Source organism: Pseudalkalibacillus sp. Hm43 (genome assembly GCF_054170705.1).
Window position 1 is genome coordinate 1,928,916 of sequence record NZ_CM135129.1, and the last position, 25,613, is coordinate 1,954,528.

The 25,613-nt window shown below is 41.8% G+C and carries 30 protein-coding genes and 1 riboswitch; of the genes, 7 read left to right on the plus strand and 23 right to left on the minus strand.

The window, feature by feature from the left end; genetic code table 11:
- Positions 1-444 precede the first annotated feature (444 nt).
- The 3 genes from ACXQIQ_RS10260 to ACXQIQ_RS10270 all read right to left on the minus strand — a co-directional run bounded on the left by ACXQIQ_RS10260 (position 445) and on the right by ACXQIQ_RS10270 (position 3,745).
- A complete protein-coding gene (locus ACXQIQ_RS10260) occupies positions 445-2,088 on the minus strand; it encodes an acetolactate synthase large subunit (RefSeq protein ID WP_439302080.1) in 1,644 nt (547 codons plus the stop codon).
- Between the two features lie 317 nt (positions 2,089-2,405).
- On the minus strand, positions 2,406-3,239 hold the full coding sequence (locus ACXQIQ_RS10265) for a YihY/virulence factor BrkB family protein (protein WP_439302081.1): 834 nt from the start codon (positions 3,237-3,239) through the stop codon (positions 2,406-2,408).
- Positions 3,240-3,277: 38 nt separating this feature from the next.
- Positions 3,278-3,745 carry a YtxH domain-containing protein gene (locus ACXQIQ_RS10270; RefSeq protein WP_439302082.1) on the minus strand — a complete coding sequence of 156 codons (468 nt, stop codon included), beginning with the start codon at positions 3,743-3,745 and terminating at the stop codon, positions 3,278-3,280.
- 160 nt (positions 3,746-3,905) lie between these two features.
- Between ACXQIQ_RS10270 and ACXQIQ_RS10275 the strand changes: the two genes are divergently transcribed.
- Positions 3,906-4,163: a GlsB/YeaQ/YmgE family stress response membrane protein gene (locus ACXQIQ_RS10275; protein WP_439302083.1), complete on the plus strand. Its 258-nt coding sequence runs from the start codon at positions 3,906-3,908 to the stop codon at positions 4,161-4,163.
- A gap of 39 nt (positions 4,164-4,202) precedes the next feature.
- Here ACXQIQ_RS10275 and ACXQIQ_RS10280 read toward each other — a convergent pair whose 3' ends face one another.
- On the minus strand, positions 4,203-4,664 hold the full coding sequence (locus ACXQIQ_RS10280) for an arsenate reductase/protein-tyrosine-phosphatase family protein (protein WP_439302084.1): 462 nt from the start codon (positions 4,662-4,664) through the stop codon (positions 4,203-4,205).
- Between the two features lie 146 nt (positions 4,665-4,810).
- Between ACXQIQ_RS10280 and ACXQIQ_RS10285 the strand changes: the two genes are divergently transcribed.
- Positions 4,811-6,172 (plus strand): alanine/glycine:cation symporter family protein, encoded by a 1,362-nt coding sequence (locus tag ACXQIQ_RS10285; RefSeq protein WP_439302085.1) that lies wholly within the window; start codon positions 4,811-4,813, stop codon positions 6,170-6,172.
- 72 nt (positions 6,173-6,244) lie between these two features.
- Here the strand turns inward: ACXQIQ_RS10285 and ACXQIQ_RS10290 are convergent, their stop codons facing one another.
- The 16 genes from ACXQIQ_RS10290 to ACXQIQ_RS10365 form a co-directional block, all read right to left on the minus strand.
- Entirely contained in the window at positions 6,245-6,646 is a 402-nt protein-coding gene (locus tag ACXQIQ_RS10290; RefSeq protein ID WP_439302086.1) for a secondary thiamine-phosphate synthase enzyme YjbQ, read from the minus strand.
- A gap of 2 nt (positions 6,647-6,648) precedes the next feature.
- Positions 6,649-7,695 (minus strand): ribosome small subunit-dependent GTPase A, encoded by a 1,047-nt coding sequence (rsgA, locus tag ACXQIQ_RS10295; RefSeq protein WP_439302087.1) that lies wholly within the window; start codon positions 7,693-7,695, stop codon positions 6,649-6,651.
- Positions 7,696-7,983: 288 nt separating this feature from the next.
- Positions 7,984-8,901, minus strand: a complete 918-nt coding sequence (locus ACXQIQ_RS10300) for a type II secretion system F family protein (protein WP_439302088.1) — start codon at positions 8,899-8,901, stop codon at positions 7,984-7,986.
- A gap of 4 nt (positions 8,902-8,905) precedes the next feature.
- Positions 8,906-9,865, minus strand: coding sequence for a type II secretion system F family protein (locus ACXQIQ_RS10305; RefSeq protein WP_439302089.1), 960 nt, complete (start codon positions 9,863-9,865; stop codon positions 8,906-8,908).
- Positions 9,865-11,298 carry a CpaF family protein gene (locus ACXQIQ_RS10310; RefSeq protein ID WP_439302090.1) on the minus strand — a complete coding sequence of 478 codons (1,434 nt, stop codon included), beginning with the start codon at positions 11,296-11,298 and terminating at the stop codon, positions 9,865-9,867. The genes ACXQIQ_RS10305 and ACXQIQ_RS10310 overlap by 1 nt, the downstream gene beginning before the upstream one ends.
- Positions 11,295-12,155 (minus strand): AAA family ATPase, encoded by an 861-nt coding sequence (locus ACXQIQ_RS10315; protein WP_439302091.1) that lies wholly within the window; start codon positions 12,153-12,155, stop codon positions 11,295-11,297. The genes ACXQIQ_RS10310 and ACXQIQ_RS10315 overlap by 4 nt, the downstream gene beginning before the upstream one ends.
- A complete protein-coding gene (cpaB, locus tag ACXQIQ_RS10320) occupies positions 12,145-12,825 on the minus strand; it encodes a Flp pilus assembly protein CpaB (protein ID WP_439302092.1) in 681 nt (226 codons plus the stop codon). Before cpaB ends, ACXQIQ_RS10315 begins: the two co-directional genes overlap by 11 nt.
- A gap of 9 nt (positions 12,826-12,834) precedes the next feature.
- Positions 12,835-13,761 carry a pilus assembly protein TadG-related protein gene (locus ACXQIQ_RS10325; RefSeq protein WP_439302093.1) on the minus strand — a complete coding sequence of 309 codons (927 nt, stop codon included), beginning with the start codon at positions 13,759-13,761 and terminating at the stop codon, positions 12,835-12,837.
- Between the two features lie 16 nt (positions 13,762-13,777).
- Complete coding sequence (locus ACXQIQ_RS10330; protein ID WP_439302094.1) at positions 13,778-14,161, minus strand: TadE/TadG family type IV pilus assembly protein; 384 nt, start codon at positions 14,159-14,161, stop codon at positions 13,778-13,780.
- A complete protein-coding gene (locus ACXQIQ_RS10335; RefSeq protein ID WP_439302095.1) occupies positions 14,158-14,673 on the minus strand; it encodes an A24 family peptidase in 516 nt (171 codons plus the stop codon). The genes ACXQIQ_RS10330 and ACXQIQ_RS10335 overlap by 4 nt, the downstream gene beginning before the upstream one ends.
- A 76-nt stretch (positions 14,674-14,749) precedes the next feature.
- Entirely contained in the window at positions 14,750-14,947 is a 198-nt protein-coding gene (locus tag ACXQIQ_RS10340) for a Flp family type IVb pilin (protein ID WP_439302096.1), read from the minus strand.
- Positions 14,944-15,306: a DUF192 domain-containing protein gene (locus tag ACXQIQ_RS10345; protein ID WP_439302097.1), complete on the minus strand. Its 363-nt coding sequence runs from the start codon at positions 15,304-15,306 to the stop codon at positions 14,944-14,946. Before ACXQIQ_RS10345 ends, ACXQIQ_RS10340 begins: the two co-directional genes overlap by 4 nt.
- An 83-nt stretch (positions 15,307-15,389) precedes the next feature.
- Positions 15,390-15,476, minus strand: a riboswitch (cyclic di-GMP riboswitch).
- Positions 15,477-15,942: 466 nt separating this feature from the next.
- A complete protein-coding gene (locus ACXQIQ_RS10350; protein ID WP_439302098.1) occupies positions 15,943-16,449 on the minus strand; it encodes a GNAT family N-acetyltransferase in 507 nt (168 codons plus the stop codon).
- Between the two features lie 14 nt (positions 16,450-16,463).
- A complete protein-coding gene (locus ACXQIQ_RS10355) occupies positions 16,464-16,781 on the minus strand; it encodes a YbjQ family protein (RefSeq protein ID WP_439302099.1) in 318 nt (105 codons plus the stop codon).
- Positions 16,762-16,965 carry a hypothetical protein gene (locus ACXQIQ_RS10360; protein ID WP_458025457.1) on the minus strand — a complete coding sequence of 68 codons (204 nt, stop codon included), beginning with the start codon at positions 16,963-16,965 and terminating at the stop codon, positions 16,762-16,764. Before ACXQIQ_RS10360 ends, ACXQIQ_RS10355 begins: the two co-directional genes overlap by 20 nt.
- A 1-nt stretch (position 16,966) precedes the next feature.
- Positions 16,967-17,521 carry a nucleotidyltransferase family protein gene (locus ACXQIQ_RS10365; RefSeq protein ID WP_439302100.1) on the minus strand — a complete coding sequence of 185 codons (555 nt, stop codon included), beginning with the start codon at positions 17,519-17,521 and terminating at the stop codon, positions 16,967-16,969.
- A gap of 121 nt (positions 17,522-17,642) precedes the next feature.
- Here ACXQIQ_RS10365 and ACXQIQ_RS10370 point away from each other — a divergent pair, with 121 nt between their 5' ends.
- From ACXQIQ_RS10370 to ACXQIQ_RS10385, 4 genes are all read left to right on the plus strand, one after another.
- Positions 17,643-19,421 (plus strand): metallophosphoesterase family protein, encoded by a 1,779-nt coding sequence (locus ACXQIQ_RS10370; protein ID WP_439302101.1) that lies wholly within the window; start codon positions 17,643-17,645, stop codon positions 19,419-19,421.
- A gap of 361 nt (positions 19,422-19,782) precedes the next feature.
- The gene (locus ACXQIQ_RS10375; protein ID WP_439302102.1) at positions 19,783-20,529 is read left to right on the plus strand and encodes a metal ABC transporter ATP-binding protein; all 747 of its coding nucleotides are present in this window, start codon (positions 19,783-19,785) and stop codon (positions 20,527-20,529) included.
- Positions 20,526-21,383, plus strand: a complete 858-nt coding sequence (locus tag ACXQIQ_RS10380) for a metal ABC transporter permease (RefSeq protein WP_439302103.1) — start codon at positions 20,526-20,528, stop codon at positions 21,381-21,383. Before ACXQIQ_RS10375 ends, ACXQIQ_RS10380 begins: the two co-directional genes overlap by 4 nt.
- A gap of 17 nt (positions 21,384-21,400) precedes the next feature.
- Entirely contained in the window at positions 21,401-22,354 is a 954-nt protein-coding gene (locus tag ACXQIQ_RS10385; RefSeq protein ID WP_439302104.1) for a metal ABC transporter solute-binding protein, Zn/Mn family, read from the plus strand.
- Positions 22,355-22,411: 57 nt separating this feature from the next.
- Here the strand turns inward: ACXQIQ_RS10385 and ACXQIQ_RS10390 are convergent, their stop codons facing one another.
- Both ACXQIQ_RS10390 and ACXQIQ_RS10395 read right to left on the minus strand, forming a co-directional pair.
- Complete coding sequence (locus ACXQIQ_RS10390) at positions 22,412-23,002, minus strand: HD domain-containing protein (RefSeq protein ID WP_439302105.1); 591 nt, start codon at positions 23,000-23,002, stop codon at positions 22,412-22,414.
- A 39-nt stretch (positions 23,003-23,041) separates the two neighbouring features.
- Positions 23,042-23,512 carry a redoxin domain-containing protein gene (locus ACXQIQ_RS10395; RefSeq protein WP_439302106.1) on the minus strand — a complete coding sequence of 157 codons (471 nt, stop codon included), beginning with the start codon at positions 23,510-23,512 and terminating at the stop codon, positions 23,042-23,044.
- Between the two features lie 175 nt (positions 23,513-23,687).
- Here ACXQIQ_RS10395 and ACXQIQ_RS10400 point away from each other — a divergent pair, with 175 nt between their 5' ends.
- Positions 23,688-24,059 carry a cytochrome-c oxidase gene (locus tag ACXQIQ_RS10400; RefSeq protein WP_439302107.1) on the plus strand — a complete coding sequence of 124 codons (372 nt, stop codon included), beginning with the start codon at positions 23,688-23,690 and terminating at the stop codon, positions 24,057-24,059.
- Positions 24,060-24,102: 43 nt separating this feature from the next.
- Here ACXQIQ_RS10400 and ACXQIQ_RS10405 read toward each other — a convergent pair whose 3' ends face one another.
- A complete protein-coding gene (locus ACXQIQ_RS10405) occupies positions 24,103-25,413 on the minus strand; it encodes a lysine N(6)-hydroxylase/L-ornithine N(5)-oxygenase family protein (RefSeq protein ID WP_439302108.1) in 1,311 nt (436 codons plus the stop codon).
- Between the last annotated feature and the right edge of the window lie 200 nt (positions 25,414-25,613).

Here is a 25,613-nt window from a genome sequence, read left to right on the forward strand (position 1 = left end):
TGGTACCAGGTACGATTTGAGAACCGTTGCTACGCCTGCATCTTGTGATGGTGCCTGGCACCATTACCGAGTTTCAGTGTACCACATGTTAAGGACTTGCTGTACTAGTGTATGATTTCCAGGTCCTGTTTCATGACGGTCCGACATTATAGAAGTAAAAATTGCTTCGAGGAAATGATAAACCGAAATCAGAAATTATAAACCAAAAATCGAGTTTTATAATCCAATTTCAGAAATTATAAGCCAAAATCGAGAATTATAAGCCAAATTCTAAAATTACAATCCAAAATCGGAAATGATAGCTCCGTTTCGGCTTTTTCCAATAAGAGTCCCTTCACTTCCTTCTTCTAAATCACATAGAAAAAAGAGGCATCCCTCTAAATGAGAGAGACACCCCTTTCCATATATATTCGGAAATCCCCTACTTTTGGCGTCCGTCGAATATCATCCGTTGCCGCAGATGATATTTCCGAGTCGTTCGGTCATCCGGATGTTCTCTTTATAATCAATCGGACAATCCACAATGACCGGTTTCTCCATCTTCAACGCTTCCTCCATGATCGGCTTGAATTCTTCTGCTCTCAACACTTTCAGACCTTCTGCGCCAAAGGCTTTCGCTAATTGGACAAGATCCGGGTTTTCAAACGTAATGTTTGCACTTCTGTCGAATTCGTTCATCTGCTTCCATTCAATCAAGCCGTACCGGTTATCGGTCCAAACAACAACGACGATCGGTAAATTCAAACGTACCATCGTTTCAAGCTCTTGAACGGTCATCATGAAGCCTCCGTCACCGGCCACAGCGACAACCTTACGATCCGGCATGGCAAGCTTCGCACCAATCGCTCCTGGCAACGCAATTCCCATGGACGCGAACCCATTGGATATAAGGCACGTATTCGGTTTTACACAATGGAAGTAACGGGCCAGCCACATCTTATGTGCCCCGACATCTGACAAGAGAATATCGTCATCATCCAGCACTTCCCTCAAGTCTGCAACGACCTTTTGTGGTTTCATCGGATAAGACAAGTCCTCGTCGTCTTTACGCAAGTCCTCTAGTAACTTCGAGCGTAATTCTTTAAAATCTGGATTCAATTCTTCTCGCTGTTCCACTTTTTCCGTCAACAAACTCAGGTTGACGCCAATATCCCCGACAAGGCTTGCTTTCATCGGATAGTGGGCATCCACTTCCGTCTCTTGGGTATCGATATGGATGATGGGCTTATCCCCGTTCGGATTCCAAGCAGATGGCGGATATTCCACATAGTCATATCCAACTGTGATGATCAGATCCGCTTTATCGATGCCACATGCTACATGATCTTTATCCTGCAGTCCTGTTGTTTGCAGATTGAGCGGATGCTCCCAGCTGATTGCTCCTTTTCCCATAAAGGTACTTGTAAAAGGCGCATTGATTTTTTCTACGAAGGTCTGCAACGCTTCAGAAGCATGCATGCGCGTAACACCGTTCCCGACCAACACGACCGGTTGCTTCGCCTTATTAATCAATTCAGCAGCTTCTTCCAGAGATGGATCGACTGCTCGGGACAACCGTTCATTAGGCATCGCTTCTAACGGTTTCCCTTCTACTTCAAGTGCGGCGATATCTTCTGGCAGCTCAATATGAACCGCTCCAGGCTTTTCACTCGTCGACAACTGGAACGCTTTACGGACCACTTCCGGCACAATGTCCTTATCCCGAATGGACGTGTTCCATTTTGTTACTGGCTTGAACAAGGAAATGAGATCATAATATTGATGCGATTGCTTATGCTGCCGCTCAAGACCTGCTTGTCCCGTGATTGCGATCAGTGGAGCTTGGTCCATGTTCGCATCAGCCACGCCTGTGACCAGATTCGTCGCTCCAGGTCCTAACGTGGCAAGGCAGACCCCGGGCTTTCCGGTCAGTTTCCCGTATTGTCCAGCCATGAAAGCTGCACCTGTCTCATGTCTCGTTGTAATGAATTCGATATCCGATTCTTTCAGAGCATCAAGAAAATCGATGTTCTCTTCACCAGGTACACCGAAAATGTACTCGACACCCTCGTTTTCAAGACATTTTACCAATAATTCAGATACACGCACGTACATCCCTCCATTTTCATTCCGTTACGATTAGTAGGACTAATATAGTAATACCTTTTCACCATAGGTGCTCAAACGTCGATATGTATAATCAGCCCTTCATAATGAAATGCCACCCGGTTCGGATGGCATATTTGATTAATGAAATTGGTTTTTCTTGTTGGCAGAACTACTCGTCTTATGCTTGCTGTCACTCGTATGCTTTTTATGGTTCTTTACATTATGGTTCTTTTTATTGTTACTCATTGTATAAGCCCCTTTTTTCAGAAGAGTACGTTTAGTTTCTTCTTTACCCTCAGGACTTATGCGGTGTAATGTCAGGTCTTAGTGGTACCTTCTTCTAGGCTTTTGAAAGTCGCGTTCACTTCTCCGCCAATGATCAGCATCAGACCTGACACATAGAACCACAGCATCAGAACGATGACACCACCAAGACTTCCGTAGGTCGCACTATAATCATTCATATTATTTACGTAAAAAGAGAAGGCCAATGATACAAGCTGCCACCCGATTGTCGCTACGACGGCACCTACCCAAACATTCCGCAAGATCAGTTTCTTATTAGGGGCGACCATATAGATGATGGTAATGACAATAGCGATGATGACTGTACTGAGCACCCAACGCAGGATACCCCAGGTTTCTTCAGCATTCGGAATACCGATATAAAAGAACAGATTTCCAATCAGCTCACCGAAGACAGGCAGCGCCATGGCAACGAAGATAATCAAAAGCATTCCTAATGTAAGTAAAATGGCGACCGCTCTCGCAACGATGAAGTTTCGGCTTTCGTCTACATCATAGGCTTTGTTCAATGCCCGGATGACCGCATTCATTCCATTCGATGCTGTCCACAGAGTACCGATGATACCAAGGGACAGGATCGCTCCACCCTGACTCCCGATGACATCCGTATTTTCTTGGATGACATTCATGATCTCCTGAGGCGCATAGCGATCCAGCATAGTATACAATTGACTTTCATCGATGATAGCCGTCACAATCGTAATCGCCACTATTAGAAATGGAAAAAGTGACAGGAGGAAATAATAAGCCAATTGGGCTGATAAGTCTGTCACTTCATCTTCTTTAATTCGTTCAATTAATTCCTTCCAGAAGATTTTCTTAGAAGGTTGTTTAAGTCTCCCCACAGTCACTTTCACCTCTCTCAAGTTTCCTTAAAGATCGCTTACTTATGGTCGTTTTCCTTATAATCCACGTCCGTAATTTCTCTTCCCGCTTCTTTCAGTTTACTGGAGACATCCTTCAGTTCTCCACCTACTTCACGGACACTTGAGTACGTTTCAAGGGAGTTCTCTTTCACTTCTTCAATCTTACCTACGACTTCTTTCACTTCTCGTGATAATTCATTCAATGCTTTGGACGTTGTTTCCATTGTATGCTTGACTGTATTCATGATGACTGCCGGTTCTTCTCGCACTGTCCGATAAAGGGAAGTCGTTTGGTCCTTCAACTTGACGGATCGCTCTTGGACATTTTTGCGTGTATTTTTGTCGATCAAGGCAGCCAGACCGCCTACTACCGCTCCAATCAAGATCCCTTTCCAGAGGAAATTCCCCTCTTTCCGTCTGTGGTCGTCAATATGTGTAGGAGTACGTTGTGCTTGTCTTTCTGGTGTGTGTACAGCTTGCGTCATTTATGATCTCTCCTTTTTCATCTTGTAATAATATTTAATTTCCCCCGTTCTTTGAAAACCCAAACATTTACGATGAATTGTTTATGAATCATTTCCGACGGGTATCACAAAACTAAAATTATTTCCAACAAACATTTTTCAATAAAAGGAGGAATTTATTATGGGATTGATTTGGGCATTAATCATTGGAGGTATCATCGGTTGGTTAGCCGGCCTGATTGTCGGCAGAGACGTGCCAGGTGGAATTATCGGTAATATCATAGCGGGTATCATTGGTGCATGGCTCGGTACCGCTCTCTTAGGTTCCTGGGGACCATCATTAGGTGGCTTTGCTCTTGTCCCAGCCTTGATCGGAGCGATCCTGGTCATCCTGATCATCAGCTTCATCATGAAAAACATGCGAAAAACACGACACTAAGGACGAAAAACCCGATCTCGCTTCTAGCGGATCGGGTTTTTATTGTTTTAACAAGTATCCCAGGAAAGCTTTGCACCCTTTATAGATCAGGTCATAAACACTTTCGATATTGCCTGTCTCGTAAGGATCAGGGATGTCATCTTCCTCCCTAGTCTCCGCTAAGTCCAACAACCTTAATATTTCACCCGTTTCCTCCATACCAGCCATCTGGTGCAAGGTCCCCAATATTTCCGCATCCATCGCTACAAGATAATCGAAGGCTTGCAGATCTTCCTCTGTAACCTGCCGAACAGGTTGACACTTTACTTGGCAGCCCTTCTCCTCCAACAGCTCAACGATTTCATCATCTGGTGATTCACCGATATGCCAATGACCTGTCGCCGCAACTTCGACAAGAAATTCCTCTTGAGAATCTTGTTTTTTAAGCATGCTCTCAAATAGAGATGCAGCCATCGGTGTGCGAGAAATCCCACCTCTCCCTACAAACAATACTTTTTTCATCGAAACCTCTCCCTTCGCTTCATTTTATCATGAACAAAACTTGAGTCATTCTCCTGTTTTTTTTACAAATTTCAACTAAAAGAAAAAGGCATGTTTCAAAATATGGAGAATATTTAAATAGAGATAATATATAGATTGGAGGAATAATGATGCAAGCTTTCGAAGAGTGGTTGGGCACGATCAGTGGTTGGGTCTGGGGACCTTGGTTGCTCATCTTATTGGTTGGTACGGGTATCTTTCTGACGATCCGACTCGGGTTTTTACAGTTTTCATTACTTCCTTATTCTTTAAAATTAGCCTTTACTAAAAAACAGGATAAAAAATCGGAAGGGGACATTTCCCACTTCCAAGCGTTGATGACCGCGCTAGCTGCCACAATCGGTACAGGTAATATCGCAGGTGTTGCAACGGCCGTCTTCATCGGGGGGCCAGGAGCCGTTCTATGGATGTGGCTCAGTGCTTTATTCGGAATGGCGACGAAATATGCCGAAGCCATTCTCGCGGTAAAATATCGCGTCAAGAACAAAAACGGCGAGATGTCTGGTGGACCGATGTACTACCTGGATAAAGGTCTGAACGCCAAGTGGCTCGGTGTAATGTTCGCTTTCTTTGGTGCTTTCGCAGCCTTCGGTATCGGTAATATGGTTCAGTCCAATTCGGTTGCAGATGCTGTTGAGACGACCTTTGCCATTCCTGGGTGGGTAACAGGACTCGTATTGATGGTCTTGACAGGTCTCGTCATTCTTGGCGGTATCAAGAGCATCGGCCGTGTGACAGCCTACCTTGTTCCATTCATGGCGCTCTTCTATGTTGTCGGTGGATTAGTCATCCTCATTATGAACTTCAATCTTGTGCCGGATGCAATTGGATTGATCTTTAGTGATGCATTTACTGGGGAAGCGGTAGCTGGAGGTGCGTTAGGTGCCGTCATCCGTTGGGGTGTTGCACGTGGTGTATTCTCGAACGAAGCTGGTCTCGGTTCGGCACCGATTGCCGCTGCTGCAGCAAAAACCGACTTTCCAGCACGTCAAGCACTCGTATCCATGACACAAGTATTCATCGATACGATCATCGTCTGTTCCATCACTGGAATAACCCTTGTCATGGGTGATATGTATAAGGGTGACCTGAATGGTGCAGCCCTGACGACGGAAACGTTCAGAAGCTTCTTAGGAGAACCAGGTGCGTTGATCGTCACAATCGGTATCATCCTATTCGCATACTCGACGGTTCTAGGATGGTCTTATTATGGTGAAAAATGTTTCTCTTACCTCTTCGGCGACAATTCCGTCAAGTACTATCGCATCCTGTTCGTATTGGCGGTCTTTATCGGTACGACGGTATCCCTCAACGTCGTCTGGACGCTCGCCGATATCTTCAATGGTCTGATGGCGGTACCGAACTTGATCGGACTTCTCGGACTTTCCGGAGTCGTTGTCGCAGAAACGAAACGATTCCTCGAAGCGAAGAAACAAGAACAACAAAAAGACAAATCATTATCCGTTTAATATGGAAAAAGGTGACCTTCAGGGCTCTTATGAGCATCCTGAAAGGTCACCTTTTTTATTGGGTAATATCATTTATCCTTCCATCACTTTTACATAATAATTGCGTGTACGCGGTCCATCGAATTCACAGAAATAGATTCCTTGCCATGTACCAAGGATCAACTCGCCATGTTCGATGATGACAACTTGTGAACTTCCGACAGTACTCGCCTTTAAGTGCGAGGCTGAATTGCCTTCAGCGTGTTTGTATTTCACGTGGTTCCATGGATAGATTTCATCCAACCTCATGAGCATATCATGCTTTACATCTGGATCTGCATTTTCATTGATTGTGATGCCTGCGGTGGTATGCGCACAGTACACATAAGCAACCCCGTTCGGCACACCGCTTTTCTTGATCAATTCTTTCACACTCGAGGTAATATCAATCATTTCATCATGGTCATTGGTTTGGATCGATTGTTTGTATAGCATCGTTACCTCCTCATTTTCGCGATCTTCTTCCACTTTTTCTTTTCCTGCAACTGCGCTTTTTGGTCATTTTTGCGCTCAAGATAGGCAAGCTCTCTTTGCAATTTTTTATAAGATGCAAATCGTTCTTCTGTCAGATCTCCGGCTTGAATCGCCCCGTTCACGGCACAACCCGGTTCATCATCATGCTGACAGTCCCGGAATTTACATGTATCCGCAAGAGCTTCAATATCCTGAAAGCTTTCAGACAGTCCATCATTCGTATTCCACAATTGGAGCTCTCTCATACCTGGTGTATCAATCAACAGTCCACCCTGCGGCAGCAAGAACATTTCACGATGCGTGGTCGTGTGCTTTCCTTTGTCATCTCCTTCACGGATTTCCTTCACCTTCTGAATTTCCTCGCCATACAGGCGGTTCACAAGCGTTGATTTTCCCGCTCCAGAAGATCCAAGTAAAGCAACGGTCTTACCTTCCACAAGATAAGGTGTTAATGCTTCAATTCCCTCACCTGTTTCAGAACTGATGACAAGAATCGGGACACCTAAAGCTACTGTTTCTACTTCATTTACCCGCTCAGCTACATTTTCACACAGGTCGGATTTACTGAGTACGATCACTGGATTCGCACCGCTTTCCCACGCCATCAGAAGATACCGTTCAATTCTTCTGACATTCAAATCTTTATTCATCGCATTGACGAGAAAAACCGTATCAATATTTGTCGCAATGATCTGCTCTTCAGTTGTTGTGCCCGCAATTTTACGGGAAAACTTGCTCGTTCGAGGCAGGAGCGTATGAATGGTGGCACGGTCTTCAGAACCGTGTACCTGACACATGACCCAATCGCCGACAGCTGGATAATGTTCACGGTCAAACGCTTCATAATTCATTTTCCCAGAAATCGCACCTATTACTTCACCTTGTTCTGTCAATAAAGTATACATCCCTTTATGTTCTTGTGAGACACGGGCTGGCTCATAACCTTTTTCAATCCATTGTTTTGCTTGTTCATTTCTTTCTTCATTAAAACCAAGTTGTTGTAAATTCAAATTTGTTTCCTCCAATTTTTAAGTAGAAAGTAAAGAGACCACCGGAAAATAAACCGATGGTCTCTCGTGTAATTTTTAAGAAAATAAAAAACCATAGGCTAGACGCACAGCCCATGGTGAAAAATCTACATCAAAAATTAGAGAACTATTTCACGTTCACCTTAAGGGGCTGTGCTTTATATACAATTAATGAATGAAGAGTGCTATTGAATTTGTACATAAAACATACCTCCTTAAAGTGCTTTCGATTTGATACCATTATATGCTAATGAAAATGAATTGTAAATGTTATTTGCTGAATGCCTCTATCATTTGAATTGCAGCTGGTCCTAAAAGTACAATGAACAAACTCGGGAAGATAAATAATACAAGGGGGAACAACATTTTGACTGGAGCTTTCATCGCTGCTTCCTCTGCCCGTTGCTTCCGTTGATCACGTACTTCTTCGGATTGAACACGTAATACATTGACCATTCCTATACCAAGCTTTTCTGCTTGTAATATACTACTGATGAGGATATTGATTTCATCCACTGTCAGTCGTTCTCTGACCCCACGAAGAGCTTCTCTGCGCGTTTTCCCTAACCGAATTTCTTCAAGGCAACGATGGAACTCGTTAGAAAGAACTCCTTCCTTTTTGGAAACAACCTTACTTAAAGCACCATCAAAACCTAGACCAGCTTCAAGACTAACTGTCAACAGATCCAATATATCAGGTAGCTCTCGTAAAGCCGAATGAGATCGTTCTCGTATTTTACTTTTTAAATAGTATGGGGGAAGAATGATGGCAATTACCATAGCGATAATAACGGAAAGAATGATTCCCCCTAATTCAAATTTCGACATTGCCCCCCATCCGCCAGCTAACAAAGGTATAAATAGAACTAAACCTAGTTGTATAAGCCGATATTCGAATGGTGTCATCCCAAAAGGATTACCTGCTTGAAGTAGTTTCAATTCAAGCTTTGCCTGGTTCTCACTTTTCATTTTTCGCTTGAAACCTTTACGGAGATCCTTATAAATCGGTCCTAATAGACGTAAATATAACGGTTTAGATGTTTCATCGTTCTCATCTAGATAAGGAGGATCTTGTTTATTGATAAAAGTCGATAACCTTCTTTTTACAGGCTCTTTTTTTTCGCTACGAAACACGTAAATAGAATAGATAAACAACGTAACTGCAGCAAAGAAACTGATATACAGCATTTCTCTACACCTCTATTGTGGTTACTTTTTTGACTAATATGAATCCGATGATACCGGATATTAGTCCTGCCCCAAGTAAGACCATCCCTATGAAATTTGTAAATAAAGTTCCAATGTAATCAGGCTCAATTAAATACAGTACAAGCGCTAATATTAATGGAAGTAATCCTATTACAATACCTGAAAGCTTCCCTTGTGCAGTAAGAGTAGTGATTTGACGTTGAATTTTGGTACGGTCTCGAATAGTCTGAACAATCTTATCCAACACGGTCGCCAAGTTCCCTCCTACCTGCCTTTGAATGAGAATAGCCTGTATCATGAGTTCCAAGTCTTCACTAGGCATCCGATCATATAATTCATTCAAGGCATCTTCAAGTGAGCTTCCGTATTGCATCTCCTTTAGAACAAAACCGATTTCACTGCTAATTGGATCCTCAGCTTCTTCAACCACTGTTTGGAGTGCTTGCGGAAAGCTGAACCCTGCTCTCAATGAGCCTACAACCGTTGAAATCATATCCGCTAATCCATCGTTAAATCTTTGAATGCGCTTCTTCTCTTTTTTCTTAACCCACATCATCGGTAGGATATATCCTCCCGCTCCACCAATAATGAGCATTAGCAAGTTACCTGAAATCAAAAAAAGAAATCCAGCACCTAATGCAGTTGAAATCCATCTGAACAATAGAAATTCTTCGGGTTTTAATGGAATACCTGATCTTCTTAATAAATTTTCAAGCTTTCGGGTCTTCCTTTTTGAGACTTTCGAGCGTAAACGTTGTTTTGAAAGTTGAAGTTCCAAGAAAAGATTGAATTTCTTCCGTTCAAGCTTAGATTTGTTATAGCTAGACAAATAATAGTTCATTCGTTTCGTCATGCGCTTATCCGAAAGTAAGGTCATATGCAGGATGGCATAAAAGAATAAAAAAGAAGTAAACGAAGCTAAAAGAACCAAGTAATAATGCATTAGCCCCAATCCTCCTCAGACACGAACACACTTGGAGGAATATCTAATCCTGAACGTTCCAATAAATCATAAAACTTCGGGCGAACACCAGTCGGTACCAGTCGACCTCTAATTTTACCTTCAGCGTCGACCCCTTCTTGTTCATATTCGAATATATCCTGAAGGACAATAACATCTCCTTCAAGACCTTGTACTTCTGTGATTTTAGTGATTTTTCTTGAACCATCTTTTAAACGAGACTGCTGGATAATTAAATCAAGCGCTCCAGAAATTTGTTCACGGATTGCTTTTACAGGAAGCTCAACTCCAGCAAGCAAAACCATTGTCTCTAATCTTGAAATCATATCCCTTGGACTGTTCGAGTGTCCCGTTGCGAGTGAACCATCATGACCTGTATTCATCGCTTGAAGCATATCGAGGGCTTCACCACCACGGACCTCACCAATCACAATACGGTCAGGTCTCATACGCAATGAGTTTCGTACAAGGTCTCGAATTGCGATAGCTCCTTTTCCTTCGATATTCGGTGGACGTGATTCAAGTGAAATGACATGAGGTTGTCCAAGTTGCAATTCTGCAGCGTCCTCAATTGTAACAATTCGTTCATCATCAAAAATAAAAGATGAAAGAACATTCAGTGTGGTCGTCTTCCCTGATCCCGTTCCTCCAGAAACAAAAATATTAAGCCTCGCTTTTACACAAGCTTCAATGAACGTTGCCATCTCACGAGTTAAAGTGCCAAATGAAATTAAATCATCAATTTTGAAAGGATCAGCTGAAAATTTTCGGATTGTAAGTGTTGGTCCATTTAAAGCAAGAGGCGGGATAATAGCATTCACTCGGGATCCATCAGGTAATCGTGCATCAACCATCGGAGAGCTTTCATCAATTCTTCTTCCGAGTGGGGAAACAATTTTTTCAATAATGTTCATCACATGTTCATCATCTCTGAAACGGATGCCCGTCAACATGAGTTTACCTTTACGTTCGATATAAACCATACCAGGACCATTCACCATGACCTCTGTTACTTCTGGATCCAATAATAGCGGATTGATCGGACCAAAACCTGTTAAATCATTTGTGAGCTCCTCGACTACTTTTTTTCGATCGATGGCTCCCCGGAATTGTTCATCTTCCTTTATGATATCAATCGCCATAGCATCTAATTGAGGGATGATAGTTTCTACATCATCGTTACTGTTCATTTCTTCTAAGATTTTTTTATGTAGACGATTCTTAAGTTCTTGGTGTTTATTGAACTTTTGTTGTTCTTTTTCTTGAACCTTATCTTCTTTTACTTGCTTTTTCTGAGGTCTGAAGCTTGAAACAAGATCGTTTTTCTGGACGGTTTGTGTATCCGAATCATCGAGCTGATCGTTATGAACTGACTTTACCTGGTTTTTCGCTTGCACTTTTTGCAATAAACTCATTCTTTCCCCTCCTTATGGTTTGACCTTTGAAAGATTTTTGAAAAGAATGAAGGTGGTTTGGTTTCATAAACTTTTATTTCTCTTCTTGAGGTAATTTGTTCCGCCATTTTCAAAACAGCTTTGGCTATTTCCGTTTTCCCCTGATTTATTACAAAGGGAATGCCGATATTTAAAGATTGAGAAGCAATTTGAAAGTCGTTTGGAATATATTGAAGTTCTCGATTCTCCAAAATATCTGGAACATCAGATGCATTAATAACGCTTTCCATTGTTGACCGATTAACTACAGTTGTAACTTTATCCTTTAAATCAATAGCCTCTAATGTTTCCAGCATTAGCTTTGTGTTTTTAAGAGTTGACATTTCCAAATTCGTTAACATCAAAATCTGGTCAGCCTTTTCAAGTAATGGCAGAGTCTGTTCTTGTAAACCTACACCAGTATCCACAACTACATAATCAAACTGAGTGAGCATGAGATCTAATATTTTATTAACATGGTTTCTGGTCACTAGCTCAGAGTACTCCGGCCGGTCTGGAGCAGCTAGCACCCTAGCACCACTCTCATGTCGGCTGAAATAGCTTTCCAATGTCACTTCATCTAAATCATCAATATCTTCTATAACATCTTTTAATGTAAAAGCAGATTGTAAGTCCATAGCAAGACTTACATCACCGAACATATAATCGCCGTCCAATATTCCGACTCTAATATTCTTTTTACATAATGAAACGGCCAAGTTGACCGTCATCACTGTACGGCCAACTCCACCTTTCGCACTACATACAGCAATCATTTCGCCACGCTTACGTTTTTGGGTTCCAGTAGATTCCACTGTTTCAATCGTATCAGTTGTCATCCGAAGCAGCCTCCTCACCAGATTTGACCCTGCTTCTAAGTGCGAGGTGTAATGGACCTGATTCCGTTGCATTTGCAAGATTTACCGCTTCATTTGGCATTACTTCCAGGGTTACTGAAGTATATTCAACGTATTCTTCGCCCTCCGTTGTTTCTACCATTCGCCTCCCTACTGCTAGTACGGTCACATTTTCGACGACAACCTTTGAAACAAGTTTATCTCCTTCTTTAACCGTATTGATAACGTCCACTTGATCTTCAGGCTCCAACAAATTTGATACGGATTGAGGTAAATTCACCCCAACTGACACAGCCCGAAAACCATCACGAATTTTTCGAGAGACAAACAACTTCTCCTCTTTTGCACTTTGTAGATGGTTTGAAAGCAATGCCTCACCTCGAGCGATATCCGCAGTTGAAAACTGTCCAATCACAGAATCCAACTCCGTAAGTGCATTAGTATGAATTCCTTCTTCAGGTAAAAGTTTTGTCTCTATCATCTCTTTAGTGATGGACACATTCCGTTTGATTTCCTGAGCTGCAACTACAACCTCGACTTTACTCTTATTTGCCACTGTCTGGGCATCGTATTGCTTCATATAATTAAAAAACAGTACTGTAGTAATTAATCCCATTAAAATTGCTAACGTTAAAACAAGTTTTGACCTCAATATGTTCACCTACTCTGTTAGTCTAATTCCATACGCCCCGTTGTTTTCAACTGTTTCATCTACATGACCAGTACCTGTACGTTTGATGAACATCCCTGTGATTTCTGTACTTTTCTTATCCATAGGTTCTTTCACATAAAAGTAAGCAAAACCTGTAACCTTGATTGACTTCATCTGGTTCTGGTCATTATCGTAAGGTTCATAGACAGGGATTAATAAGATCCGCTTACAGTCGCGAGGGTTTGCTCCTGACTTCATCTCTTCTTCCGATACTGAACATGCATTTACAAGCTCGGTAATAACGGATCTAGTTTTTCCAGCTATATTTCCTGTTTGAGTATCTATGATGTCCCCAATAGTAACTGGGTTTTGGTAGCCATTTCTCAAGTTCTCTTCATATGTTTTTGCACCTGTTCCACCTAGTGCAAGTACTCCAAAAACGCCAGATTCATTATCATGAGGTCCTACTTTCAGTTTATACTCTTTATAAAATTCCAAAGGAACAGAGTCATCAATTCCTAGTGGTGCAGCACCCTTTGCTTCAGACATCGCTCTAATAATCGCTGCAGATTGCACGTTGACTGGAACAGTTTCGAACCCAAATAATTTCGAAAAATATAAAGGCACGTCTTTCATAAGGGTTACCCGAACCTCATCTTGTAACTTTATTGATAAAGACTCAAGACTAGACTTTTCAGTATGTTCATCCAACACTTTATGAACGACTTTTTCTACTTCATATTCATCTGTTACAAGTTCTTGTGCTCCTGATAAAGCTGCTGCATTCGCCACTTTCTGTAAGTGGCTTTTTGTCATATAGAGAGAACCACCGTCCATGACCAGTCCCAAAATGGCTATAAGAGCTACCATTGCAAGCCCAACTAAAACAATTGAACTTCCAGTCTCATCTTTTAATAGATTTAATTTATTCTTCATATAAACTACCTCCCAATCACTCTACTCTGATAGTAGAATCCGTTTTTACTAATATGGGTGAAGGCAGTACTTTAGAAATAAGAGGAGTTACATATTCAACAGGGTATTCGAGTGTAACAGTCATATAATCCCCAGATTCACGCATAGTGTCATTCGGTGAGATGTTAACTTGAAGATTCGAAGAGTCCCCAACATGAACATAATCCCTAGCAAACTGTGCAATGGCTGCATCATCCCGACCTAAGCCACCTAGCCTTACACTCTCTTGAGTCGCCAATTGAAGATGCATATATGTATACATGATTCTACCGAAATCAAAGATTCCTATTAATATTATTAATAACACCGGGAGAACCAGTGCCATTTCCACAATAGATTGACCATTTTCCTTTTTAATCATGAAATCCACGCCTTCCCTACAATGCTAAGGATTGCACCACCTGCTATCGCGACCCCATATGGATAGGTGGATTTCAAAGAGTCTTTTGTCATAGCCAATGGAACAGTCAACCCACTTTTCTTTGCGTAGAGCCAATGGAAATAATACTTTAGTCTACTGAATGCTCCTCCATTGAAGATGAGAATACATATGGCTATTACTCCACCCAATAGTGCCATATATATGGACGTATTGAGTACAAATAACGGACCCTTTAACGCCCCGATCAGAGCAAGAAGTTTAACATCCCCTGCACCTATGCCCCCCATAAAATATGGAATCAAAAGAATACCAATTCCAATAAGGAAACCCAGTAGCGATGCCGCTAATCCAGACCAACCATTTAAGATAAGGTGCAAGATAAGTGATAAAATGAGTGCAGGGAAAATCACCTTATTATAAATCAGTCGTTTTCGGATATCGGTAACTACACATATGATCAGTACAATGATTAAAACCATGTTAAATACCATATGAAAACCCCTTGTATTTTTTGAAAAAATGGCCTTACGTAAAAACTACGTAAGACCATTGAAAACTGTATAAGCCTTAACTTCCGCCTGCAGTTCCACCAGTTTCTCTGTTTGTAACCATATCTTTTACATCCGTAAACATTTCAATGATTTCCGTTCTCAGAAGTGCTAATGCTCCAACTGCAGCGACTGCAATCAATCCCAATACTAATCCGTACTCAGTCATACCTTGTCCTTGCTCTTCTACTACTAATCCTTTTAATTTTTCCATCATGATACTCGCTCCTTTAAATTTTGGATTTGTAATGCTTGTCCGGGTTCTACCTTAGTCTTATGAATGGTTCCAGCTGGCAGCTCAATGACGGATGACGTCCCTTTGTGATGTTTTCCGATTGTTCCAGGACGGACGTAACATTCGGCTGCAATGACTTCATTTGATGCATTCAAATACAGTACGTCAATTTCGAACTTCATAAAATACGTATGGATGGAACGGCAGGGTTTGATGTGGACGGCATAACCTTCCTCGAATGAAGAAGTAAACATAAGTCCTTTAAGCCTTTTAATAAATGAGTAAGCAGGAATCATTTTATCTGCAATGATCTTGCCAGTAGAAAGGTTAACCAATTCCATTCCGACACCTCCTTCTCCAACAAAAAATACCCTGCCTTTACCGAAAGGAGGGTACTTCTTAACGTCAAACACCCCTTGGATCTTTCGGTAACTGGCTGGCTTAGTGCAAGTGCACCTTAGCCCCTCTAGCTTTGCGCCGCTGGTTTTCACCAGGTTTGCCTTTATCGAGATTCAGCGTAGTTTGTCGTTGAATCCGATATCTTGTAGTTTCATCTTACGAAAACACCCATTGTTAATCATCAGTCTATATTATTAAATTTTTCAGAATATTTAGTAATTAAATAGTCCTATCTAAAAATTTATATACCTACAATAGTCTGCTAACTCCCCGCAAATCGAGTTTTTACATATCTTGACTTGAGGACTTTATACTTAAAAAAGCCCCATTTACTTCTCTTTTACTTAAAAAATTTCAACATAAAACCGATAAACCGTATTCTTATAAGTACAAAAGTCACCCCCACAAGAGAATCAATTAAGCTTTCGCTTCGGAACAATTAGATGACATAGCCTACTTTTTGGTACAACAGATAGGTAATTTAGGATAGTATGTGGGAAATCACGGTAAAAAGGATGCTTTTTGGAGGGGTAAAATAGAAAGAGACTGAGCCGTTCAATCGGATCAGTCTCACTGGTTCATTTTTTTAAATGGAATTTCATCAACATTTCATCGTAGTAATGCCCTTCGATTTTCAACGAGCGCTCTTCGACACCATACGATTCAAATCCGATCTTCTCGTAAGAGCGGATCGCTGAGCGATTTTCTGTCATCACGGTCAGCATGATCTGTTCAAGGTCCTCGATCTTACTTGCTTCTTCAACTAAATTTTCCAAGAGCTTGAACCCGATACCATTTCTTTGTACATGCTGACTCACATAAACTCCAACAATTTCACCTTTGTGCTTCATTTTCTTTTTTGTATGTTGAAAAAAGGTTCCTATACCGACGAGTTCTTTCCCATAATAGGCACCCACCGTAAATTTGTCACTCATCTCAATATTCTTCTTCACATCTCCAACTGATCGGTTCACTTCTTCTTCATAAGATGATGCGAAGGCTTCAGGATAATTTTTCAACCCTTCTAATCTTAATTGATAATAATCTGCTGCATCTTCTGATCCGAGCTTCCGGAATTCAATCATGGTCGTTCCCCTCTCTACTCGTTAATGTACACCGCCGTTCCGTATGCAACGATCTCGGATGCATTTGACATAACAGATGATGTTTGCAGACGGCAGGCCACAATCGCATTCGCCCCTTTTGCCTTTGCATCTTCCACCATTCGGGAAATGGCAATTTTACGAGCCTGTTCCATCATTTCGTTATATTCTCTGATTTCTCCTCCAACGATTGTTTTCAAACTAGCAAGAATATCTTTTCCGACATGCTTGGCTTGAATGGTACTACCCTTCACAAACCCCTTCAGTTCAATGATTTCTTTCCCAGGAACAGTATCAGTAGTCACTATAATCATTTTGATCTTCCTCCTCTTTCTCTCTTATTCGTTCAATGATTAGTAAAATGAATAACACGAGCATAGCCACTCCATATAAAAGGAAAAGCGTGATGGAAACCCAGAAGTTGATAAACAAAAAAATGATAGCCGCTCCCTGCGAGACAACCGTTAATAGCAAGATTATGGATTTGTATTTAGACATTTCACACCTCGTTCAGAAGACGCATTGTCCGGTCTATGATTTGGTCGGGTAATGGCTGCTCAAGCGCCTTTCTCAAAATAAATGGATGAAGAATCCCGTTTTCTTTCCAATATAATTCGATCAGATTCGCCTTATCACCTTTATTCGGGATTAATTGATATAAGATGAACCAATCTTCTAATGAACTGAGTGGCAATGAGTACCCATCCACTACAACCTGTTTCGTTAAGGACTCATTATTTAGATGAAAACGATAGATTCCCTTCTCATGTTCGATTGCAAAACCTGCCATAAAGTCGATCTCCGTTTCATCCATCAGGTACCTTCGAAAAATTTCCGTCCTGAACGGAGTATAGGACTCAGCCTCTATAGGCGAAGCACTTTCTTCAATCAAGTGCGACGCTTTCTCCACATCATTTATGTCAATCAGTAAATCAATATCCCGTGGTGACTTAATCAAGCCATATTGAGCAAGGACGTTGGAGCCTCCGGCCGCCCAACGAACATTCGACTCGCATAATACTTTAGTAATATAGCTCAATACATACCTTTGCATTACATCCTCCTAGTAAATTATGGTTGAATTTGTTTTGTAATTAAAAATTAACAAGTATTTCACAAAAACTTGCTACGATTATTGTCGAACACAACAAAGAGACAATGAGGAGGATCCAAACGTGAAGCATAAATTCAAAACCATTGCTGCCGTTTTTACAGCAGCTGCACTTATCGTTCCAACCTTGGGGGCTAATGGTGCCATCAATGGACCGTTAGGCACAACAGGTAAACAGGATGGTGGAATCGGCAACTCAACGAACTACCTGGATGATGTTCCAAATATCAAGGTAGACCAGAAAGTCAATGATATCATTTATCCACTGTTCGGAAACCCTGCAATCAAAAAGCAAGGTGAAACTGTCACTGTAAAAATCGATAGTCAAGGTAAGGAAGCTGCTGGCTGGGATGTTAAATTGAAACCAACCAATCATTCTGCATTTACTGAAACATACGATCTTCCTGTTCAGAAGGTTTCAATGGGTGAATCACACTGGAAAAACAGTGAAAAAATTTATGATGTGACTGTCCAAATTCCTGAGAATGTACCTGAAGAGTTGTATGATCTTGAAGTTTCTTATACAGCATCTGGTCAACGCAAAACGGATGAGCAACCGCATTCCGTTAAAGTCGTTAAAGAATACAAGAAAGACTTTGAATTCTTACATCTGACAGATACACACGTTGGTTCTCCACGTAACCTCGGAAACCACGATGACGTATCAACTATAGACCCAGGTCGTTTGAAAGAAGCTGGAATGTGGGATGCGAAGGAAGAAGATCGTTGGCTATACCTTCAAAAAGCCATTAAAGAAGTCAACTTGAAGAATCCTGATTTTGTTGTTGTTACCGGTGACCTTATGTATGGTCAGATGAATCCGCAAGAATATATCTATGAATATGAAGAAACGTATCGCATTCTTCAACAATTGGATGTACCTGTATACCTTGCACCTGGTAATCATGATGCCTACGCGCAAGATGCAACTCTAGCGGACGGCGCAAAATATTGGGAGCAATATTTCGGACCTCAATACTTCTCATTTGATTACGGCCCGTATGCACACTTTATCGCATACAACTCGTTCGACTGGCATAAGTTCGACCGAAGCGGTCACGGAACGGTTTCCGTACCAACTTGGGGTGGACAAATCCGCGAACAACAGCTTGACTGGGTCAAGAAGGACCTAGAAGAAAACGCGAAGACTGCACAACCGGATCAGATTACTGGATTGTTCTCTCACCACAATCCACTATGGCGTGACCGTGATATCTGGCCATCTGATGATCCAGACGTCCAAAAGTATTGGAAGCAATACGACGAGCAGCACAACCCGCAAAATCTTGAAACATTGATCCTTGGAGAAAAGCTCGGTATCCAATATGACCAGCAATGGCATGGTGAAAATGCCCATGAATTGATTGAAATCATGAAACAGAATGATGTGGATATCAGCCTTCATGGCCATACGCACATCGACAATGTTACAGAGCAAGATGGAATCCTTTATACAACAACGACTTCACTTGAACTCAGCGGTAAGCCTTGGGTTGGATTCCGTCCACTAGAAGTGAAGAATGGTGAAATTACGAATTACAATTATGAAGAGCCTGGTGTCTCCGTCCCTGTATATGAAAATGGAAATACTGAAGGCGGCGTGATGGCACTGGAATCTCAATATGAGAAACCGAACGACGGACATGCTACTGAGCAAACCGTTACTGTCTACAACCGCTTGAAAAAGGAAATGACAGTCACGGTGCCGATGTATCTCGTCAAAGGGGAGTACGATGTTTCTGAAGGAACAGTGAAACAAAACGTAGCCTCTGGAGATAAGCAGTACGTTGAGGTTGAAATCACAGTTCCTGCGAAAAGCACAAAAGAAATTACAGTAAAGTGATTTTTAATAAAAAGCACCTGAGCCGCATAGGCTCAGGGCTTTTTATATGGAAATAAGTTGCTCCCCTCAACCTGGTCATAACATGCATAACCACATTCCCCAACGGGTAAAACAGAAGAGATATCTTTGTTTTCTACAATTGAATAGGAAGTGTTGCTGCAAAAGTTACAGTCACTTTTTTGTTGACAAAAATATAAGAATGATTTAAGTTTTGTCTATAGGAAACATTTTTATAACTGGGCATATATTATGACTGTTACTAAAAAGGTCATTTTCTTTTTAAATAAATGTTGCGCATGTACAACTTTTGTTTCTAAGGTGAATGTTGTTAGTTATACGCACAAGAAAGGAGTGAATTAGGATGCCGAATGTGTTGAACGTTAATAATCTGAACGTATCTTACCTCGGAAACGTCGCATTGACGAATATTTCATTTCAAGTTGAACAAGGAAGCCTGGTCGGCATCATCGGTCCGAACGGTGCTGGTAAATCTACATTGATCAAAGCGTTGATGGACCTCATTCCATCGGAAGCCGGTAAAGTGGAAATCTTGGGGAACCCAGTTAAAAAAGTACGGAAAAAAATCGCATATGTCCCCCAACGAAACGACATCGATTGGGATTTCCCGATCCTAGTGATCGATGCTGTTTTGATTGGCACATATCCACACCTCGGCCTATTCAAGCGTCCAAAGAAAAAGCAACGGGAATGGGCATACGAATGCCTGAAGCGTGTAGGCATGGAGGAATACAGCAAGCGCCAGATCGGTGAGCTATCTGGAGGACAACAACAGCGGGTGTTCTTAGCACGTGCACTTGCACAACAAGCGGATATCTTTTTCCTGGATGAACCTTTTGTCGGAGTGGACGTTTCGAGTGAAAACACGATCATCCAAATTCTGAAGGAACTACAGAAGGAAGGAAAAACGATTCTCGTCGTACACCATGACTTGAGCAAAGCGAATGTGTACTTCGATGAGTTGATCCTGCTGAACAAAGAGTTGATTGCAAAAGGTGAAGTTCGCCAAGTGTTGGATTCACAAACCATCCAGAAAGCGTATGGAAATCCTCTTGCATTCATGAATGATATGGGAGTGAATCAAGCATGAACTTCATAGAAGCAATTATTCAGTATGAATTCCTTCAAAAAGCATTGATCACCTCTGTAATGGTCGGAATCATTTGCGGGGTCATCGGATGCTTCATCATTCTCAGAGGAATGGCATTGATGGGAGACGCGATTTCACATGCTGTCCTGCCAGGTGTTGCCATCTCTTACATGCTTGGGATCAACTTCTTTTTCGGCGCCGTATTCACTGGTGTGCTAACGGCTATCGGCATCGGGTTCGTCAGCCAGAACAGCCGATTGAAAAACGATACCGCGATCGGAATACTCTTTACATTCGCGTTTGCGGCCGGAATCATCCTGATTACATTCATGAAGAGTAGTACGGATCTGTATCACATCCTGTTCGGTAACGTACTTGCCGTTCGCCCATCAGACATGTGGGTCACACTCGCAATCGGTATTCTTGTCATTGGAGGCGTCTACTTCTTTTACAAAGAGTTACTTGTCACCTCCTTCGACTCCACGATGGCACAAGCCTATGGATTATCGACTAGAGTCATCCATTACCTGTTGATGACATTGTTGACGATGGTTACGGTCGCTTCCCTGCAAACGGTTGGAATCGTCCTTGTTGTTGCGATGCTCATAACACCAGCAGCAACAGCTTACCTGTTAACCGACCGACTCTGGGTCATGATTTACCTAGCAGCAGGATTCGGAACCGTCGCTTCTGTGATTGGGTTGTATTACAGCTTTACGTATAACCTGCCATCAGGAGCAACAATCGTGCTCACATCAACAATTTTGTTCATCGCTGTGTTCATGTTGTCACCGAAACACGGCTTCATAAGAAAATTTGTAAAATCAAGAAAGAAAGCTTCATACGCAAACTAGAGAGGGGAATAGGAACTATGATGAAAAAAATGTATGCATTATTTGTAGGGGTGTTGATGATCTTCTTGCTTGCTGCTTGTAGCGGTGATGGAGAAGCAGAAGGCGGTAAGAAAGATGGAGAAAAAATTCAAGTCGTCACAACGTACTCCATTCTGTATGATATGGTCAAAAACGTTGGTGGAGATCAAGTCGAAGTACACAGTATGGTCAAAATCGGCTCAAACCCGCACGAATATGATCCACTACCGGAAGACGTCAAAAAGACAGCAGACGCTGACGCAGTCTTCTACAACGGATTGAACCTGGAAGCAGGTAACTCATGGTTTGAAAAATTACTAGGCACAACTGGCAAAGACGGCGAGGATGCACCTGTCTTTCGTCTAAGTGAAGGCGTAGAACCAAAATACTTAACGACGAAAGGTAAAGAGGGTGAAGAGGATCCTCATGCTTGGCTGAATGTTGCGAACGGTATCAAATATGTAGAAAACGTCCGTGACGGACTGATCAAGGTCGACCCGGATAATAAAGAAACGTATGAAAAGAACGCAGAAGAGTATATTGCAAAGCTTGAAAAACTGCATGAAGAAGCGAAAACAAGCTTCAGTGAAATTCCGAAAGAAGATCGTTACCTCATCACAAGTGAAGGTGCTTTCAAATACTTCAGTGATGCTTATGACATCGAGGCCGGTTACATTTGGGAAATCAACGCAGAGAACCAAGGAACACCAGATCAAGTACGACAAGTTGTCGATCTTATCCGTGAAAAAGACATTAAAGTCCTTTTCTTAGAAACGAGTATCGATGCACGTAGCATGGAAACTGTATCACGTGAAACGGGTGTACCAATCGGAGGTAAAGTGTTCACAGACTCTCTCGGAGAACCAGGTGAAGACGGAGACTCCTACATTAAAATGATGGAATGGAACATTAACATCATCAAAGAACAACTTCAAAAACATTCTTCTAAGTAAAATGAGTAAGGGATGAGCCGATGAAATCGGTTCATCCCTTTTCTTATGGTGAGTAACTTAGCGTAAATATCCGTTTTCAACGGCATCCTCGATGACAGCCTGTGCATATTCCCAGAGGTCTTCTGACCCTTCTGCGATCGTTTTGTTTCGGCTTAACACCTGTTCCTTCCGAATATCGTGCTTTTTCCAGGTGAGTCCTTTCGATTGATGATTAAGAAGCATCGGATGAAGGCGGTCAAGTGTCGCAGCGAATCGCGCTTCAGGTGTTTCACGATCCTCGAACTCCCTCCACAAACTGTACATCGCATCGGCTTGATCATCTGGCAAGATAAAGAAAATCCGATTTGCCGCCTCTTCTTCTCTCTCCTGTTTATCTTCATGACCTTTTTCATCATAAGCGAATGTATCACCCGCATCGATTTCTACGAGATCATGAATCAGCAACATTTTAATGACATGAAGAATGTCGATGTTTTTCTCATTCGCATACTCTTCAAGAGTAAGTGCCATCAACGCTAAATGCCAGGAGTGTTCTGCATCATTTTCTTGCCTTGAACCATTTGTAATGTACGTCTGTCTCAGTATGTTCTTCAGCTTGTCGATTTCAAGCAGGAATCCCATCTGTTGCTGCAAACGATTGATATCCATTAGAATCATGTCCCCCTTTGTGAATCATACCCTATCTCATTATACACAAAGGTCTTTACAACATTGGAAAACTTGCATGTACTGCTCTCGATCGTCAGCATCGAACTCCGTGTTTTTGAATCGGATGATTCCTTCCTTATCAATGAGAAATACAGAACGTTCTGCAGTCTGATCCTTTTCATTCAACACACCATAATCTTTAGCAGTCGTTTTGAACCAATCGGATACAAGTGGATATGGCAATGTTCCAAGGCTTGCTGCAAACACATTATGGGCATAGATATGATCTACACTGATCGCCAATACTTCTGTTTCGCTTTCAATAAATGTTTTGAAATCCTCTTTCCAAGAGGTGATTTCCTTTATTCATCCAGGTGTGAAGTCTAGCGGATAGAACGCGACAAGAACATGCTTCTTCCCTCTATAATCGGATAATCGAATCTTCTCTCCTGTCGTAGATGACAAGTGAAAGTCTGGAGCTTCTTGTCCAATCTCAAGTTGTTTTCCCACAAGTTTAACCTCCTTTTACAAACATCTCTTTAAAGTATTTCTTGATACCTTGTCCACTACTCATAAAATATGTAGCTAGACTGCGTCTTGCGCTATGACAAATGTGCTAAAAGTTCTATTTTCAACGTATACATTAGGGAACAAGTCTTGTTTCATCCTAGAAAGGAGAATGTGTATGGGTATTAAACTGATCAAGATTTCAGCTGTCTATTTTGCAATTGGTGCGGTCTTAGGGATGTATATGTCGATGTCTCATACGTTTAATCTGACACCGGTTCATGCGCACATCAACTTACTCGGTTGGACAGCACTCACGTTAGCGGGTATCATTTATCATTTATTCCCAAAAGCATCCGATTCCTCTCTTGCCAAAATCCACTTCTGGGGGCATAATATCGGGCTTCCAGTTATGATGCTTGGTCTGACACTATTCGTTTACGGGCATGAGCAATTCGAACCTGCCATCGCAGTAGGTGCGACGATCACTGTCATCAGCATTCTGATCTTCGTCGTCAATGTTTTGAAGAATGTGAAGGCTGAAGAATAGCGGTCTCAAAATCAAAGGTTGAGCCAAGTAGGCTCAACCTTTTTTATTTGGATTGAAATTGTTGAAAAACGGTATCATGATTCACACGGAAAATCTCTTTGCCACAAATCGTGTTGAGGATCTTTTGATTCCGGTAGACCGACAAACCAAGATTCGTTGCGCCAGCTCCATGGGAGTGCTCCAAGTTGGTTAAAGTGAAGATATGGTTCTCCCGGTCATCTTTAAATTTCAAACGATAATCAAGTGAGACCTTATATCGTTTGTCATCCTCCCATTCGATTTGATCACTGAACTTTTCGATCCAATCGGGTATATGAGGCTTGTATCCGGTAGCAAGAACCACCTTCTCAGAGTGATGGGTGAACGCTTCTCCCTTTTGCCATTGGTTGCACTTCAGCTTATAGCCATCTCCATCATCAGAAGGCTCGATCTTCTTGACCTCTGTAAGAGGTTGAATCGTAACCGGTTTTGTCTCTCCATCAACCGACCGGTGATAGAGGAGGTCATAGATCTGTTTCAGGGTTTCAGGGTCGATGCCTTTTCGGAGTTGCCCGAGCGTTGAAAGGGCATCCTTCCGCTCATCAAATGTGAGCTGATGAAAGTACGCAACATAATCCGGTGAGAAAACTTCCTGTCCCAGCTTCGCGGATTCCAATTGGAGAAATCCAGCTGACCTCGTAAACCACGTCAGTTCATAATCGTATTTGTTTTCATCCACTAACAATTCATAAAAGACTTCCGCCGCGCTCTGACCCGATCCGATGACAGTAATGGATTTCGTTTGTTTCGCTTCCTTTTCATAAAAGCGATACTGACTGGAATGGAATATGTCATCTCCAGAACAACCTTCGATATCCATCGGCACAAGAGGTACACTACCGGTTCCCATGACAATATGTCTTGCATAAAACTTCTCTACCGCCTGTGTTTCCGTATCATGAACGACTACTTTATAAACCGGTTCGTCTTGTTGTATGTAGTCCACTTTAATGACGCGTTTGCCAAACAGACAATTGTCTAATTGATCAGCAACCCACGCCGCATAATTGTTATACTCACGCCTCGGAATATCAAATCGGTTAAAGAAAAAGAACTTATACAGACGGTTGTTTTCATGGAGGTAATTCAGAAAAGAATAAGGACTTTTCGGATTTGCTAATGTTACAAGATCTGCAAGGAATGGAACCTGCAAATCGGTCCCTTGAATCAACATGCCTGGATGCCATTCGAATTTGGACGTCTGATCAAAAAAGAGGGCATCTACGTCTTCCACCTCATCGGTTAGAGCAGCAAGACTTAAATTGAATGGACCAATCCCAACTCCAATAAAGTCATAAATCCTATCCTCGCTCATTAGACCACTTCCTTTGCTATGTTCGACAATTATTTTATTTCCTTAAACAAATGTTTGATTGATTGGGTAAAACCTTGATGTTGCAAGGGGGAGAAATTTAAACAAACGTTTGATTGAGTAACTGAGTTTTTTGTCGAGAAGAATAGTAGGTACTCCTCTTCTCTACTTTCACCTAAAACAAGGTAGTTAAACAACAAAAA

Bases quoted from the DNA above. Each gene is read 5' to 3' on its own strand.
- ACXQIQ_RS10270 (WP_439302082.1), bottom strand. From the start codon at position 3,745: ATGACGCAAGCTGTACACACACCAGAAAGACAAGCACAACGTACTCCT.
- ACXQIQ_RS10275 (WP_439302083.1), top strand. From the start codon at position 3,906: ATGGGATTGATTTGGGCATTAATCATTGGAGGTATCATCGGTTGGTTA.
- ACXQIQ_RS10280 (WP_439302084.1), bottom strand. From the start codon at position 4,664: ATGAAAAAAGTATTGTTTGTAGGGAGAGGTGGGATTTCTCGCACACCG.
- ACXQIQ_RS10285 (WP_439302085.1), top strand. From the start codon at position 4,811: ATGATGCAAGCTTTCGAAGAGTGGTTGGGCACGATCAGTGGTTGGGTC.
- ACXQIQ_RS10290 (WP_439302086.1), bottom strand. From the start codon at position 6,646: ATGCTATACAAACAATCGATCCAAACCAATGACCATGATGAAATGATT.
- ACXQIQ_RS10300 (WP_439302088.1), bottom strand. From the start codon at position 8,901: ATGCTGTATATCAGTTTCTTTGCTGCAGTTACGTTGTTTATCTATTCT.
- ACXQIQ_RS10305 (WP_439302089.1), bottom strand. From the start codon at position 9,865: ATGCATTATTACTTGGTTCTTTTAGCTTCGTTTACTTCTTTTTTATTC.
- ACXQIQ_RS10310 (WP_439302090.1), bottom strand. From the start codon at position 11,298: ATGAGTTTATTGCAAAAAGTGCAAGCGAAAAACCAGGTAAAGTCAGTT.
- ACXQIQ_RS10315 (WP_439302091.1), bottom strand. From the start codon at position 12,155: ATGACAACTGATACGATTGAAACAGTGGAATCTACTGGAACCCAAAAA.
- ACXQIQ_RS10325 (WP_439302093.1), bottom strand. From the start codon at position 13,761: ATGAAGAATAAATTAAATCTATTAAAAGATGAGACTGGAAGTTCAATT.
- ACXQIQ_RS10330 (WP_439302094.1), bottom strand. From the start codon at position 14,161: ATGATTAAAAAGGAAAATGGTCAATCTATTGTGGAAATGGCACTGGTT.
- ACXQIQ_RS10335 (WP_439302095.1), bottom strand. From the start codon at position 14,673: ATGGTATTTAACATGGTTTTAATCATTGTACTGATCATATGTGTAGTT.
- ACXQIQ_RS10340 (WP_439302096.1), bottom strand. From the start codon at position 14,947: ATGATGGAAAAATTAAAAGGATTAGTAGTAGAAGAGCAAGGACAAGGT.
- ACXQIQ_RS10345 (WP_439302097.1), bottom strand. From the start codon at position 15,306: ATGGAATTGGTTAACCTTTCTACTGGCAAGATCATTGCAGATAAAATG.
- ACXQIQ_RS10350 (WP_439302098.1), bottom strand. From the start codon at position 16,449: ATGATTGAATTCCGGAAGCTCGGATCAGAAGATGCAGCAGATTATTAT.
- ACXQIQ_RS10355 (WP_439302099.1), bottom strand. From the start codon at position 16,781: ATGATTATAGTGACTACTGATACTGTTCCTGGGAAAGAAATCATTGAA.
- ACXQIQ_RS10360 (WP_458025457.1), bottom strand. From the start codon at position 16,965: ATGTCTAAATACAAATCCATAATCTTGCTATTAACGGTTGTCTCGCAG.
- ACXQIQ_RS10365 (WP_439302100.1), bottom strand. From the start codon at position 17,521: ATGCAAAGGTATGTATTGAGCTATATTACTAAAGTATTATGCGAGTCG.
- ACXQIQ_RS10375 (WP_439302102.1), top strand. From the start codon at position 19,783: ATGCCGAATGTGTTGAACGTTAATAATCTGAACGTATCTTACCTCGGA.
- ACXQIQ_RS10380 (WP_439302103.1), top strand. From the start codon at position 20,526: ATGAACTTCATAGAAGCAATTATTCAGTATGAATTCCTTCAAAAAGCA.
- ACXQIQ_RS10385 (WP_439302104.1), top strand. From the start codon at position 21,401: ATGATGAAAAAAATGTATGCATTATTTGTAGGGGTGTTGATGATCTTC.
- ACXQIQ_RS10390 (WP_439302105.1), bottom strand. From the start codon at position 23,002: ATGGATATCAATCGTTTGCAGCAACAGATGGGATTCCTGCTTGAAATC.
- ACXQIQ_RS10400 (WP_439302107.1), top strand. From the start codon at position 23,688: ATGGGTATTAAACTGATCAAGATTTCAGCTGTCTATTTTGCAATTGGT.
- ACXQIQ_RS10405 (WP_439302108.1), bottom strand. From the start codon at position 25,413: ATGAGCGAGGATAGGATTTATGACTTTATTGGAGTTGGGATTGGTCCA.